Below are 13,350 nucleotides of genomic sequence, written 5' to 3'. Positions count from 1 at the left end.
TCCATTAGAGAAAATAAAAAAATAGAACGACCTCGAAAACCGAAAGTCGCTCCATTTTTATAGTAGGAGAAAAATCTCCGAAAAATTTTATTCTTCATCCTCTCTGTTCCGGACATAAACCGGTGCCTTCTTGGGAGAAAGATGCAGCATCTCTCTGAATCTGGCAAAGGCATCCACCGCATTCTGCCAAGACTCCTGCAGGGCTACGGTCTTGTCGGATAAAGTCAATAAATAGGCTATCCTGCTGTTGGGAATACGGGTAGAAAGAGGGAACATATGGGTTAAAATCGCTCTCTTCTCTGTCTCCGTTAAAGCAAAATTCTGTGCTTCGGAGTTCTCCACCGCATCCTCCGGATGATAAAAGCAGTACCAACGTCCGTTATGGGTAGTACCGTCATCCTTATGATAGTCAATCATGCAAAAATCATGAAGGAAACCGATTCTGGCCGCGCTGTCCGCATCCATGCCCCAGCTTTTTGCCAAATGATATGCCATATAGGCCACACGAACACTATGGTCGAAGGTATTGGTACTTCCATGCCGAGGCACCGCCTTCAACTTACAATATTCCTTATTTTCCGTAATTTCTTTAAACTGCTGAATAAATTCAAGATGTTCTTTCTTTAAATCCATCTGTTCCCTTTCTATCTATTTAAAATTAAGAAACGTTATTACTATACTCTTTCCCCTATGCTCCTGCAATACTCTTTCGAGAATTTTAAAAAAAGAGTAGGAAATCTACACCCCATATTTCGGCGCGGTACCTAAAATGCATAAGACTTCTTTTTTGCTCCCTTTTCTGCAAAATATCATAAAGGGCTTCCCTTTCTCACTCCATTTTCCACAAAGAGAATATATTTCGTCTCGCCGTTTTCTACAAATATCCGTCAGGACTTTCTACAAAGAAAACTGTAGAAATGCAAAGTTCTCTTAGAGCTTTTCCCATTCTTATGATAGAATAGCTTTAGTCTATTTAGAAAAACTCTCCTATTTTTATAGGAAGAGACTGGAAAAAATCACTGATTCAGGAGAAAGAGAGGACACATTATGAAGTGGAGAGAGCTCATTAAAGAACGGAGTTCCATCCGTAGCTATAAGGATAAGAAGGTAGATGAAAAGTTGCTGGAGCAGGTACGGCAGTATATGAAGGAGCTGTCTCCCCTTATTCCGGAGCAGAAGACTGAGATTCTTTTACTGGGAAAGGAAGCCGGTCCTCGTTTGGAAGGCATCGTAGGCTATATGGGAAATGCTTTTTTTGCCCCTAACTATATTCTGCTTTTGGGAGAGGACAGCGAAGAAGGCTACATCCATGCGGGTTATCTGGCTGCACAGTTAGAGTTAAAGCTTACAGAACTGAAATTAAATACCTGCTTTTTATCGATTAACGAAGCAAAGGCGGTAAAAACCGCTTTAAATATTAGTTCTCCCCTTACGGTTACCACCTGCATTAGCTTTGGACATGGTAATCCGGAGAAGGACAGCAATCGTATTGATATTAAGTCCAGATCCGATGTACGCATGGAAAAAATCAAAGGACATATTGCCCCTAAGATTGCCATGGATGAACTGGTTTCCCAGTCTGTTTTCGGACAGAACTGTGATTTTGCCGAGGATGCCATGGATCCGAACTGGGAGAAGGCCTTTTATGCCTCAAGTCTTGCCCCGGCCGCATTGAATCGCCAGACCTATCGTTTCTTAATAGAAGACAATATGCTCTATCTTCTGGATCGGGAGGTTAAGCATATCACCAAGGAAGACCGGTACTTAAATGACGGTATTGTAATGTTCTACTTCCATACCGTTCTGACCGCACATTTCCATAAGCCGGATAGCTGGACCGTAGGCACCGTGGAGAAGAAGCCTGAGTGGAAGGTTCCGGAGGAATATTTCGTGGTGGGAACATACCGCTTGTTCTAAATCGTGCAGACTTGAAAGCGCTGCACTTTGATTGCAATAGGGTTACGAGTCGCAGTTTAACTTTGCTTGCACTGAAGTTATAAGTCACAACTTAACTTTGGTTACAATAGGGTTACAAGTCGCAGTTTAACTTCGCTTTTTCTATAGTCCTTTCTCTAAAAAGCTTCTATAATAGAGTTATCTGTATATATAACTTTAGTAGAAAGGAAACTCCTATGGAAATAGAAATTCAAATTGTTCGGGAAAATATTCGTAAGGCCTGTGAAAGGTCCGGAAGAAAGCCGGAGGAGGTTCTTCTTATCGGCGTTTCCAAAACCAAGCCCTACGAAGCCATTCAGGAAGCCTATAGCTTTGGCATTCGGGATTTCGGAGAGAACAAGGTGCAGGAAATCCGGGACAAATTTGCCCTCCTGCAGGAGGATAGCCTTTTACTAAAGGATGCCCCCTCTTTTCATATGATTGGTTCTCTTCAGAAGAATAAGGTAAAATATCTTCCCGGCAGAGTAAAGATGATTCATTCCATTGACTCCCTTCCCCTGGCTTTAGAGGTGGAAAAGGAATACGCCAAGAAAGAGGAACTTGCCTCCGTTTTATTAGAAGTCAATGTAGCTAAGGAAGAAAGTAAATCCGGCTTCTTCTTGGAAGAGGTGGAGCAGGCTTTGGAGGAATGTAAAGATCTCCCCCATGTCAAACTCTGCGGTTTTATGACCGTTGCTCCTTTTACAGAGAATCCGGAGGAGAACCGGGTTCATTTTCGGGCATTAAAAAATCTCTTAACAAATATGCAAAAAAAATTCCCCGCCCTTCCCCTTAAGGAACTTTCCATGGGGATGAGCGGAGATTATGAAGTAGCCGTCGAAGAAGGGGCTACCATGGTTCGTGTCGGCTCCTTTATTTTTGGGGCACGGGACTATGGAAACGCCCATAAGTCCTAAGCAAGTCCGAAATCACAGCCTTCTTTTCTTCGTTAAAAGCATTTTCCGGAAGACGCCACTGCCAGTTTCCTTCCGCAGTTCCCGGCGCATTGATTCTTCCCTCTGCTCCGCATTCCAGATAATCTCCTGCAGGAATTATGCATAAATAGGAAATGCTGGAAAGGGCAGTCTTAATCAAAAGCTCTGTCATTGCATTCCAGTCATTTTGGGAGCGGGAAAGGTAATGGTATACATTGCTCCTCTCCCAATCTGACAGGGTTTCAAACCAGTTTCTCAAGGTATCGTTATCATGAGTTCCGGTATAATACACGGAATTACTATCCTTTAACATATGGGGCAGGTAGACATTTTCAAAGTCGGAAAATGCAAACTGCAAAATCTTCATGCCGGGAAAACCGGTTTTTGCAATCAGCTCTTCCACTTCCTTGGTGATTACTCCCAGGTCTTCTGCAATAATCGGCAGTTCTTCCTTCTGAAAATGCTTCTGAATCGCCTGAAAAAGACCAAAGCCCGGTCCTTCTCTCCACTCTCCCACCATGGCGGTTTCCGCACCATACTCTACCGCATAATAGGACTCGAAGCCACGGAAATGATCTACTCGCAGCAGGTCAAATTGATTCAAGCAATATTCCATCCGCTTACACCACCAAGCGTAATCTTCCGCCTTGTGCTTCTCCCAGTCATACAAGGGATTTCCCCAAAGCTGTCCGGTCTCGGAAAAGGCATCAGGCGGTACTCCTGCAACAGAAGAGGGGTATCCTGTTTCATCAAACTGGAACAATCCCCGATTTCCCCAAGCATCCGCACTGTCCATGGCACAATAAATGGGAATATCGCCAAATATCAGGATATCCTTCTCATGGGCATAGGCTAAAAGAGCCTGCCACTGCTTATCGTACTGCATTTGCAAAAAGGCATAATAGCCCACTTCCTGCTTGTGCTCCTCCAAAAACTTCTCTATAGTCGCTTGATCCTTATCCCGATAGGGCTTTTCAAAGGAAAGCCAGGGAATGCCGTTAAAAAAGTCCTTTAAAGCCATAAAGAGGCAATAGTCAAAATTTTCCTTGCTTCTTCCCTCCAAAAGCACAGAAAGATTCCCCCCCTTGGAAAGCCAGTTTTCATAGGCCTTTCGGAGGATTTTGTGCTTGAGTTCATACAAAAGTCCATAGGAAATCTTCTCTTTGGATTCCTTAAAGCGTTCCTTTTCCAAATCCGCCTCTTCCAAAAGACCTTCCTCTTTCAGGCTTTCCAAATCAATAAAGTACGGATTTCCCGCAAAGGCGGAAAAGGACTGGTAGGGAGAATCTCCGTAACCTGTTGGCCCCATGGGAAGAATCTGCCAAACCCGGTTTCCCGTCTCCGCCAAAAAGTCTATAAATGCTCTGGCTTCCTTTCCCATAGTTCCGATTCCCTCTTCTCCCGGTAAGGAAAATAAAGGAAGTAATACCCCTGCTTCTCTTTTTTTCATTTTATTTTTCTCCTTTCAAGGGAATTAATGCTTTGCAGTAATAAATGCTCTATTTTATTTCGGCAGCTATGGACAATATATATCTAAGGAACTGAATTCCTTTCCTCCTTTAGTTTGCACTGCAACAAAATAAAATTGCATTTAAATTTTTTTCACTTTACATGGAACTAAGGAATCTGTCAAATAAAATGAGCTTGCCAGGCTTTTCTTTTTGCTATTGATAGGCTTTTCTTTTTTGCCGATATACCTTTACAAGACAGCTTAGGGGATTTTCAAAAACTGTAGCATAGAAAAAGCTTCTCAAAGAATTTTTGAGAACATAAATTTTAAGAAAAATCCTCCTGAGATAAAGGAGTATTAGAGACAGCATGGACTTAAAGAAATTAGAACATATCCTAAGAATTGCAGAGGAAAAAAATATCAGCAGGGCGGCAGAACGACTTTTTATCTCCCAGCCTGCTTTGAATTTACAGCTTTTAAATCTGGAGCGGGAGCTGGGCACAAAGCTCTTTGCCCGCAAAGGAAATGAATGTAGCGTAACGGAGGCCGGCAGAATCTATGTGGAAGCAGCCCGGAAAATGATGAATATGAAGAAGGACTGCTATGCCAAGATTGCAGAGCTTAGCCAGCTTCATAACGAAGAAATTGCCATCGGAGCCACAGGACTTCAGGGAGACTATATGATGTGCTACATTTTCCAAAAATTCCACGAAAGCCATCCCAATGTAAAATTGCAATTTACCTCTATGAAGGGCTTAAAGGCACAGGAATTGGTGAAAAACGGCACCATTGATTTAGGTATTGTCTTAATGGGGGATAAGCAAAGCTATCGTATGGAATATAAGCTGCTGGGAAAGGTAGAATTGCTTTTGGCTATTGCCAAAAATCATCCTTTATTAGAGGTTTTAGAAGAAGAGGAAGATTTGGAAGAAATTGATTTGGCTAAGCTCGCCGAACTTCCCTTTGTGCTGGCGCCAAAGGATTCTACTGAACGATCCGTTGCGGAAATGGCCTTTGAAGATGCAGGCATTGACCCCTATGTGCCTATGGATGTGGAGGGAATTCATTATCAAATGGCTCTTGTGGAATCTTCAGATTACTGCTCCTTTATCGGTAGCAATAACCGTGCCCATGTACCGGACAGCATCCGCCTGATTCCCTGTAAGACACATCCGAAAATGAATGCGGTGGCGGTGTATCGGAAAGATAAGCCTCTAACGAAGGCCCTGGTAGAATTGATTTCCTTAGCGGAGGAGTATTGGTCCTCCTTCTCCGAGGAAGAGTCATTCTAACTATCGCTCTACCCTTCCTGCTATGGAAAGGATATGCACTTCCTCCGCTCCGGCTTCTAGGAGCTTTCTGCTGCAAGCCTCCATAGTGGCTCCGGTGGTAAAGATGTCATCCACCAAAAGCACACGCTTTACATCCGAGGGTAATGCTTCACAGTGAATTGCTTCCAAGAGATTTAATAGTCTTTCCTCCGGGCTACAGTCCTTTAGGGCCTTTGTTTTCTTGACTCTCTGTAGATACTCTGAAACCAGAGGGATGCCGCAGACCTTTGCTAGGCTTTCTCCTATGACCTCTGCCTGATTATAGCCCCTTTCCCTTCTTCTGTTTGGGTGCACCGGCACAGGAATAATGGCCTGAATCCCCAGTTCTTCTATCTTTTTCCGAAAAACTTCTCCGGCTTTCTTTCCGAAAAAGACACCTTTATCTTTTCTGCCTTTATACTTCAGAAGCACTAAAGCATCCTCTACTTCCTCTGTTAATTCATACAGCATCATACCGGTAGAAAAGGAAAAACGGTGTCTTTTACAGTTTCCGCAGTACTCCTCCGTATCCAAAAGAATCCCTCGTCCGCATTTTTTACAGACCGGCTCCTCCATGATTATTTCGTAAGCTTTGCAGGCAGGACAGATTTCTTCTTTTCCGCTTTCCGTAAGCTCATCACAAAGGATACAGCGAGGAGGAAAGAGGGCATTGATGATGGCTTCTTTCCAGTCTTCCTTTTTTCCCATAGCTCCTCCTATTCCTCTATCTTTCGATTTCATGATATTCTTTTATCGAAGTATTCCAATACTTCCGAGCTAATAACAATCCTCCCGGACTAATACCCTTATTTCCGGGTCAATCCAATGCTTTCCGCTTCGATGCATATAAATCCCTTATTTTTTGCAAAACTCATAAGAGAAAATATAGATATACTCATCCTCAGAGAAGGCATCGGTTTTTTCTAAGAGCAAATCCTGAAGATTCGGGATCTTTAGCTCATCCTTATCATATACCCATGCCAGCAATACGTCTTCAGTGTCATAAAGGATTTCTGGTTCTCCCTCTATTCGAATCTGTGATCTGATATAGTATTCTCTTCCCTCTACCCCTTCCATAAGAGGCAAGTTTATAGAAGCCTTAGCTTCCGCATCTGTCCAAACCACAAGCTTTATTATTGCATGATCATAATCCGGAACGATGATAATGCCTCCATTTTTCGGGGAATCCATATCCTCAAAGCCAATCTCTATCGGTTCTTTGTTTAGCAGTTTTCCCTGATGATATTCTGAATAATAAATCTTGAGTCGAGCAAACTTATCAGTGGTCGTAAATTGATAAGCATTTGCTCCATCCGGCCCGGCAATCAGATTCACCGTCTGCATTTCTACACTATTCTCGTCCATCGGTGTAATAAAGTTCATCGGCCTGTAGGCACGATATAGGGAAGTAGCAATTACCGCAGTTGTAAGTATGGAAAGAATCAGCAATGCACAGATGATATATTTTAATCTTTTTTGTCTGTGTTCACTGTCTGTTACAACACTGATGATATTTTCTTCCGACTTCTTTTCAATATTCTCATTGACAATATCTTCGCCGGCTAAAAACTCGTTAATACTAATGCCTAAAATGGAACAAAGGTCAAAATAAAGCGATACATCCGGAAGGCAAATACCTCTCTCCCACTTGGAGACAGACTTATCACTCATACCTATTTTCTCGGCAAGCTGCTTTTGGGTCAGCCCCAAATTCTTTCTTTTTCCCGCAATATACTTTCCGATTTTAACAAGATCCATACAGTCCCCCATTCCTATGCTGTGATAGTAGCTTATGGGATAATAACTTATAGGAAAGAGAAATCACAGCCCTCGGAAGTAGAATGATATCCTATTCTAAAAATGGATTTCCGCTATCCATTGAAAAAGAGGCGGAAAAGCTTTCTCCGATATCCTGTAATTGCTTCGCCAAGCCGGAGTAGCGCTTTAACTCCTGCTCGTTGTGAAGCATTTCCAGAAAGACCTTGGGATGCCCCAAAAGGCAGACACAGGACTTGGCCCGGGTAATGGCGGTGTAAAGAATATTTCTGCTCATCAGCATTTTCGGACCGGGATACATGGGAAGCAACACCGCCGGATACTCCGATCCCTGTGACTTATGGATGGTAATGGCATAGGCCAGCTCCAGATTTTCCAAATCCTGAAAGCTATAAACCACCTTTTTTTCCTCGAAGAACACCGTTACCGTCTTTTGGTAGGCATTGATTTCCGTTATCTTTCCGATGTCTCCGTTAAAAACTCCTTCTCCGCTTTCTATGGGCAGGTTAAAGTTTCCGGGAATTTCCCAGGCCAGCTGGTAGTCATTTTTAATTTGCATAACCTTATCTCCCAGCCGGAAAATGTTGCCGCTTCCCTCATATTCCGGCTTGTTCTTTCCGGGAGGGTTCAAGCGTTCCTGCAAAAAGCGGTTCAGATTTTCCACCCCCAAAAGTCCCTTCTTCTGCGGGGACATTACCTGAATGGAAAGAGGTTCGGTGGAAAGATATTTGGGGAGCTTTTCCTTCATCAAAATGGCGATATTTTCCAGAATCTGCTTCGGCTCCTGCCCCCGAATAAAGAAAAAGTCCTTGGATTTCTTCCCAAGATCCGGCTCTATCCCTTGGTTTATTTTGTGGGCGTTTACCACAATATCCGACTCCATGGCCTGCCTAAAAATCTTCTTTAGGGAAATGGTTTTCATGCATTGAGAGGCAATAATGTCCTTTAACACATTTCCCGCTCCCACAGAGGGAAGCTGTTCACTGTCCCCCACCAAAATCAAACGGCAGCCCACGGGAACGGCACGAAGTAAGGCATCCATTAAATACAGATCCACCATACTCATTTCATCCACAATCAGCACATCATATTCCAGAGGGTTTTCTTCATTTCTTTGGAACAGGGAAAAATCCCGATCCTCCTGCTCCTGATCCTCTCGGCCCATGTATTCCAAGAGCCGGTGGAGAGTTTTCGCCGGGTAATCCGTAGCTTCCCCCATTCGTTTCGCCGCTCTTCCGGTGGGTGCCGCCAAAGCAATGCTTTTTCCCTGTCCGGTAAAGAGCTGTAAGATGGTTTTTATGGTAGTTGTCTTTCCTGTTCCCGGCCCTCCGGTAATGACCAAAACCCCGGAGGATGCGGCCAGGCTTACCGCCTTTCTTTGGAGAGGGTCCAAGGTGATTTTTTCCCTGTCCAAAAGCTTATCAATGGCCTTTTCCCAGGAATCCACATGAGCCTCTTCCTCTTCCACATTTAACTGTAAAAGACGGGAGGCCACCCGCATTTCCCGATAATAGGTACTGGCCCAGTAGACATTTTCCCCCTTGACCTTCACCTTCCCCTGCAACTGCAGCTCCAGAAGCTGCTCTTCCAAGTCCTCCAGAGGCATCTCCAAAATCCGCTCCGCCTCTCTTTTTAAAATCGAAAAAGGAAGGTAGCAATGTCCATGCCACTCTCCCTGTAAGAGGGTATAGTTGATGCCGGCTCGCATACGGAAGGGGGATTCTTTCTCCACTCCCACCTTTTTTGCCAGCTCATCACATTTCTTAAAGCCGACTCCCTCCAGCTCCTCCGCAATACGGTAGGGATTTTCCTGTAAAACCCGTAGCGTCTCTCCCTGAAAATGCTGATAGATCTTATAGGATAGATTCAGGCTGATGCCATAGCCCTGTAGGAGGAGTAAAATGTCCTGCTGCTCCCGCTGCCCTGAAAGGTTCGTAGCAATATCCATGGCCTTTTGCATGGAAATGCCGTGAATTTCCGCAAGACGCTCCGGCTCCTCCTCCATAATCCGTAGGCTGTCTTCTTTGAATTTTTTCACGATTCGGGCGGCAATGGCCTTCCCGATTCCCTTAATGGCTCCCGAAGCCAAATATTGTTCAATGCCAAAAAGACTGTCCGGAACTTCCAGCTGATACTCCTCCACGCTAAACTGCTTTCCGTAGACCGGATGTTCCTTCCAGCGTCCCTTTGCCTTAATCTTTTCGGACACAGAAATATGGGAGAAGCTTCCCACCAAAGTGAACTCTTCTCCCTTGTCCGTAATACTACACACAGTGTATCCCGTTTCCTCGCTGCGAAAAACGATATGGGATACATTTCCTTCTATTTCTTCCAGACTAGAAGTCATCATCATCGTTGCTTAAATCAATGGACTTTCCTGTTCCGATAGCCACCGCTGTAAGAGGATCCTCCGCCAGCATGGTGGTGATTCCGGTCTTTTCCTGCATCAGCTTGTCTAAACCGTAAAGAAGGGCTCCCCCTCCGGTCATCACGATTCCACGCTCATAGATGTCCGCCGCAAGCTCCGGCGGTGTTCTTTCCAGTACATGATGTACCGCATTCACAATCATGCTTGCCGGCTCTAAGAGAGCATCCAAAAGCTCATCTGAACTTACCACTACGGTCTTTGGCAGGGCGGTAACCAAGTTTCGTCCCCGAACCTCCATGGTAACATTCTCCGGTCTCTTGCTGGCACAACCAATATTGATCTTCATTTCCTCAGCAGTTCTTTCCCCAATCAGAAGATTATGCTTCTTTCTCATATAGCGAAGAATGGCTTCATCAAAGTCATCTCCCGCCACCTTAATGGACTCGGAAACCACCGGGCCTCCTAAAGCAATTACTGCAATGTCGGAGGTTCCTCCACCGATATCGATAATCATATTTCCCTGGGGCTTGTAAATGTCGATGCCTGCACCGATTGCTGCTGCCACAGGCTCCTCAATAATGCTTACTTCTCTGGCTCCTGCATGGCTGGCTGCATCCTGCACCGCCTTCTTCTCCACCTCCGTTGCTCCGCTGGGAATGCAAACGCAGATTCTGGGCTTTCTTAAAGTTCTTCTGCCCACCGCCTTATTGATAAAGTACTTCAGCATCTGCTCTGTTCTGGTGTAATTGGAAATCACACCTTGGCGAAGAGGGCGAACAGCGGAAATATTGTCCGGGGTTCTTCCCAGCATAAGACGGGCATCCTCACCAAAGGCTACCACTTCATCATTTTCTTTATTTACCGCAATGACAGAGGGCTCTTTCAGTACGACCCCTCTACCCTTTATATAAATCAGAATACTGGATGTTCCCAAGTCGATTCCGATATCATTTGAAATCAAGGAAAACATAAATTCCTCCATAAATAGCCACAATATTTCTTTTATAGTATAACGGATTGAAAAAGAAAGGGAAAGTAGTCTAAGGGAGATATTTTTTTTAATATTTTTGAATATTTTCTATTTAGCAAATGTTTTACAATTTTAAAAGTTTAATTCATTAAAAGTATCTTCTTTACCTCTTCCAAAACCGGAACTTCCCTTTGCGCAATCAGCCTTCCCAACTTTGTATTACTGCATTTTTCATATTCCCTTATGGCCTCTTCATAGCTTAGCTTCAAGCTTTCCATGCGAAAATCTCGGATTTCGTAGGGCATCAAGTTCTTTTCCCCAAAGGAACGGACTTTGCACAAAAAATAATGGTTAATGTTATGCCGATGTACATGGTTGTAATAATCACTGACGATTCCTATCTCTCGAAGGATTTCCACCTCGGCGCCCAGTTCTTCCTTTAACTCTCTTTTGATAGCGTCCTCTAAATTCTCTCCCTTTTCTACACCGCCCCCGGAAGTTTCAATCAGAGTCGCCTTTCCGAAAGAATCATCCCTATGAATTCTCACAAAATAGAAATTCTTCTCCTCATCAAAGATGATTCCCCGGGCAATCTCTCTGTCATGGTCAATATATTCAAAGGGAAATTCCCTATCCTGTAGCCTTAGGCTCAATTTATTTTCCTTAGATATCATTTTGATAAATATCCCTCCTATGCCCTATTCCCAATACCAGAACAATTACTTTATCCTCCTGGATTTCCGCAATGATTCTATAATCCCCTACTCTATATCTCCATTGTCCACTTCTATTAGCTGTTAAGCCCTTTCCATGTTTCCTGGGATCTTCACAGCCTTCTAAGTTCTTTCTCAGCCAGGCAACAATAAGAGAAGCTGTGTACTTGTCCAGCTTTTTCATCTGCTTTAGTGCTTTATCAGAAAATACAACCCTAAAACTCATCCTAAGCCCAGCTCTTTCTCCACCTCATCAAGGGAGTAGGTGATGGGATTTTCATGATATTCCGCTATGGCTTCCTCATAAGCCTGCAAATCATACTCCTCTTCAATATGTTCAATCACTGAGCGTCTAAGCAATTCCGATACGCTAATCCCATGCAATTCCGCATATTTTTTAAAAAGCATAGAGTCCGCTTCATTTAACCTTAAAGAGATCGTCATTCTACCCCTCCTTTCATTTGTAATACATTGTATTATATATACTATTCTTCGTCAATTTCTCTCCGGAAAAAAGGAATAGTCTCTCTTCTTGCTTTCCAAGAGAAAATATGGCAAGATTTTACACAGAAAAATTAGGGGGTATAAAGATGGCTAAGCTTGTGGATTCCAAAGAGACCATTGCCGTATTGCAAAGGACAAACTTCCAGTTTAAGAAGCAATTCGGTCAAAATTTTTTAATTGATTCATCTGTCTTGGATCATATCATTTCTCACGCCAAGATTCAGAAAGAGGATCTGGTGATTGAGATTGGTCCCGGAATCGGAACCTTAACAGAAGCCCTTTGCGAGCATGCAGGGCAGGTGATTGCCATTGAAATTGATGATAAGCTGATTCCTATTTTAGAGGAGAACCTTGCCGGTAAAGAGAATTTTCGCCTCCTGCATCAGGATGTTTTGAAGGTGGACTTTACGGAGCTTTTAAAGGAATACCCTGACTTTTATTCCGTAAAGGTAGTGGCAAATCTTCCCTACTACATCACCACCCCCATTTTACTCTCCTTACTGGAAAAGAAGCTTCCTCTTAGCTCCATCACCGTAATGGTACAAAAGGAGGTTGCGGAGAGAATGCAGGCCGGCCCCGGTACCAAGGACTACGGCGCTTTATCTCTTGCAGTGCAATACTACAGTAAGCCGGAGATTGTACAGGAGGTTCCTCCCCACTGCTTTATTCCCCGTCCCAAGGTAAGTTCCATGGTGATTCACCTCTCTGTTTATAAGGAATCCCCTGTGGAATGTGAGAATCCGGAATATCTCTTTAAGACCATTAAAGCTTCCTTTATGCAGAGAAGGAAGACATTGGTGAATGCCCTGTCTGCCGGCCTTTCTTTAGATAAGGAAGTGATTAAAAGCGTACTTTCCGCCCTTTCCTATCCGGAAAATGTGAGAGGAGAGACCCTTAGCTTAGATGAGTTTGCGGAAATCAGTGATAACTTGGATCCGGAGTGGAGGGAAAAACAAAAGTCCGTGTTCTGCAGGTTTTGTGAGTAAGTAAAAAAGGAGTTGTAAAATAATCAAGCTTTTGTATATGCATTAATAGGTCTAAACCCGGGGCACGCTCTCGCTAACTTCGCCTGCGCAGCGGTACTAAGCGAAAAACCGCATTACATTTGTTTTTCGCAAGTACCGGCGGGCTCAGATTGCCCCCTGGTTTAGACCTATTATGCATATACGCTTTTTTTTATTTCACAAAGCCTTTTATATTTCATAGCGTAAAACCGTCTCGAATGGGTAGGATAAAAAAGGAGACGTAAATAATCAAAACAAGATGTTTCAGGCTTCACCTGCGCCACTTGTTAAGAGTAAAGACATTTTCGGCAATATAGGTCTGAATATGGGATAGTCTGAGCCTAATACTTGTGAAAGGCCGGCGATGTGGAGGACTGTAAAATCA

13 protein-coding genes are annotated in these 13,350 nt (G+C 43.7%); 4 read left to right on the top strand and 9 right to left on the bottom strand.

Features of this window, described 5'->3' with window-relative positions; all coding sequences use genetic code 11:
• Window positions 1-87: 87 nt before the first annotated feature.
• On the bottom strand, window positions 88-633 hold the full coding sequence (locus RYO92_RS03865; protein WP_314668888.1) for an HD domain-containing protein: 546 nt from the start codon (window positions 631-633) through the stop codon (window positions 88-90).
• Between the two features lie 414 nt (window positions 634-1,047).
• Between RYO92_RS03865 and RYO92_RS03860 the strand changes: the two genes are divergently transcribed.
• Together RYO92_RS03860 and RYO92_RS03855 are read left to right on the top strand one after the other, a co-directional pair.
• A complete protein-coding gene (locus tag RYO92_RS03860; protein ID WP_007158293.1) occupies window positions 1,048-1,917 on the top strand; it encodes a nitroreductase family protein in 870 nt (289 codons plus the stop codon).
• A gap of 215 nt (window positions 1,918-2,132) precedes the next feature.
• Complete coding sequence (locus RYO92_RS03855; protein ID WP_007158294.1) at window positions 2,133-2,852, top strand: YggS family pyridoxal phosphate-dependent enzyme; 720 nt, start codon at window positions 2,133-2,135, stop codon at window positions 2,850-2,852.
• On the opposite strand, the gene malQ is transcribed toward RYO92_RS03855, so the two are convergent.
• The gene (gene malQ, locus RYO92_RS03850; protein ID WP_315369543.1) at window positions 2,809-4,320 is read right to left on the bottom strand and encodes a 4-alpha-glucanotransferase; all 1,512 of its coding nucleotides are present in this window, start codon (window positions 4,318-4,320) and stop codon (window positions 2,809-2,811) included. The genes RYO92_RS03855 and malQ overlap by 44 nt on opposite strands.
• A 368-nt stretch (window positions 4,321-4,688) precedes the next feature.
• Between malQ and RYO92_RS03845 the strand changes: the two genes are divergently transcribed.
• Complete coding sequence (locus tag RYO92_RS03845; protein ID WP_315369542.1) at window positions 4,689-5,612, top strand: LysR family transcriptional regulator; 924 nt, start codon at window positions 4,689-4,691, stop codon at window positions 5,610-5,612.
• On the opposite strand, the gene RYO92_RS03840 is transcribed toward RYO92_RS03845, so the two are convergent.
• The 7 genes from RYO92_RS03840 to relB all read right to left on the bottom strand — a co-directional run bounded on the left by RYO92_RS03840 (window position 5,613) and on the right by relB (window position 11,901).
• Window positions 5,613-6,338, bottom strand: a complete 726-nt coding sequence (locus RYO92_RS03840) for a ComF family protein (RefSeq protein ID WP_315369541.1) — start codon at window positions 6,336-6,338, stop codon at window positions 5,613-5,615. It abuts the gene before it with no gap.
• A 147-nt stretch (window positions 6,339-6,485) separates the two neighbouring features.
• On the bottom strand, window positions 6,486-7,388 hold the full coding sequence (locus tag RYO92_RS03835; protein WP_315369540.1) for a helix-turn-helix domain-containing protein: 903 nt from the start codon (window positions 7,386-7,388) through the stop codon (window positions 6,486-6,488).
• A gap of 91 nt (window positions 7,389-7,479) precedes the next feature.
• Complete coding sequence (gene recD2 / locus RYO92_RS03830; RefSeq protein WP_442945617.1) at window positions 7,480-9,759, bottom strand: SF1B family DNA helicase RecD2; 2,280 nt, start codon at window positions 9,757-9,759, stop codon at window positions 7,480-7,482.
• Window positions 9,743-10,744, bottom strand: a complete 1,002-nt coding sequence (locus RYO92_RS03825) for a rod shape-determining protein (RefSeq protein WP_183683430.1) — start codon at window positions 10,742-10,744, stop codon at window positions 9,743-9,745. The genes recD2 and RYO92_RS03825 overlap by 17 nt, the downstream gene beginning before the upstream one ends.
• Before the next feature lie 140 nt (window positions 10,745-10,884).
• Window positions 10,885-11,418, bottom strand: a complete 534-nt coding sequence (locus RYO92_RS03820) for an NUDIX hydrolase (RefSeq protein WP_315369538.1) — start codon at window positions 11,416-11,418, stop codon at window positions 10,885-10,887.
• Window positions 11,408-11,683, bottom strand: a complete 276-nt coding sequence (locus RYO92_RS03815) for a type II toxin-antitoxin system RelE family toxin (RefSeq protein WP_314964640.1) — start codon at window positions 11,681-11,683, stop codon at window positions 11,408-11,410. The genes RYO92_RS03820 and RYO92_RS03815 overlap by 11 nt, the downstream gene beginning before the upstream one ends.
• Window positions 11,680-11,901: a type II toxin-antitoxin system RelB family antitoxin gene (relB, locus tag RYO92_RS03810; RefSeq protein WP_314346209.1), complete on the bottom strand. Its 222-nt coding sequence runs from the start codon at window positions 11,899-11,901 to the stop codon at window positions 11,680-11,682. Before relB ends, RYO92_RS03815 begins: the two co-directional genes overlap by 4 nt.
• 146 nt (window positions 11,902-12,047) lie before the next feature.
• Here relB and rsmA point away from each other — a divergent pair, with 146 nt between their 5' ends.
• Window positions 12,048-12,947, top strand: coding sequence for a 16S rRNA (adenine(1518)-N(6)/adenine(1519)-N(6))-dimethyltransferase RsmA (rsmA, locus tag RYO92_RS03805; RefSeq protein ID WP_315369537.1), 900 nt, complete (start codon window positions 12,048-12,050; stop codon window positions 12,945-12,947).
• Window positions 12,948-13,350: the final 403 nt, after the last annotated feature.

It is taken from the genome of Oribacterium sinus (assembly GCF_963553175.1).
In the GTDB taxonomy this organism is placed as follows: domain Bacteria; phylum Bacillota; class Clostridia; order Lachnospirales; family Lachnospiraceae; genus Oribacterium; species Oribacterium sinus_B.
The sequence above is the reverse complement of the archived record's forward strand: the minus strand, read 5'-3'. Positions and strand labels throughout refer to the sequence as shown.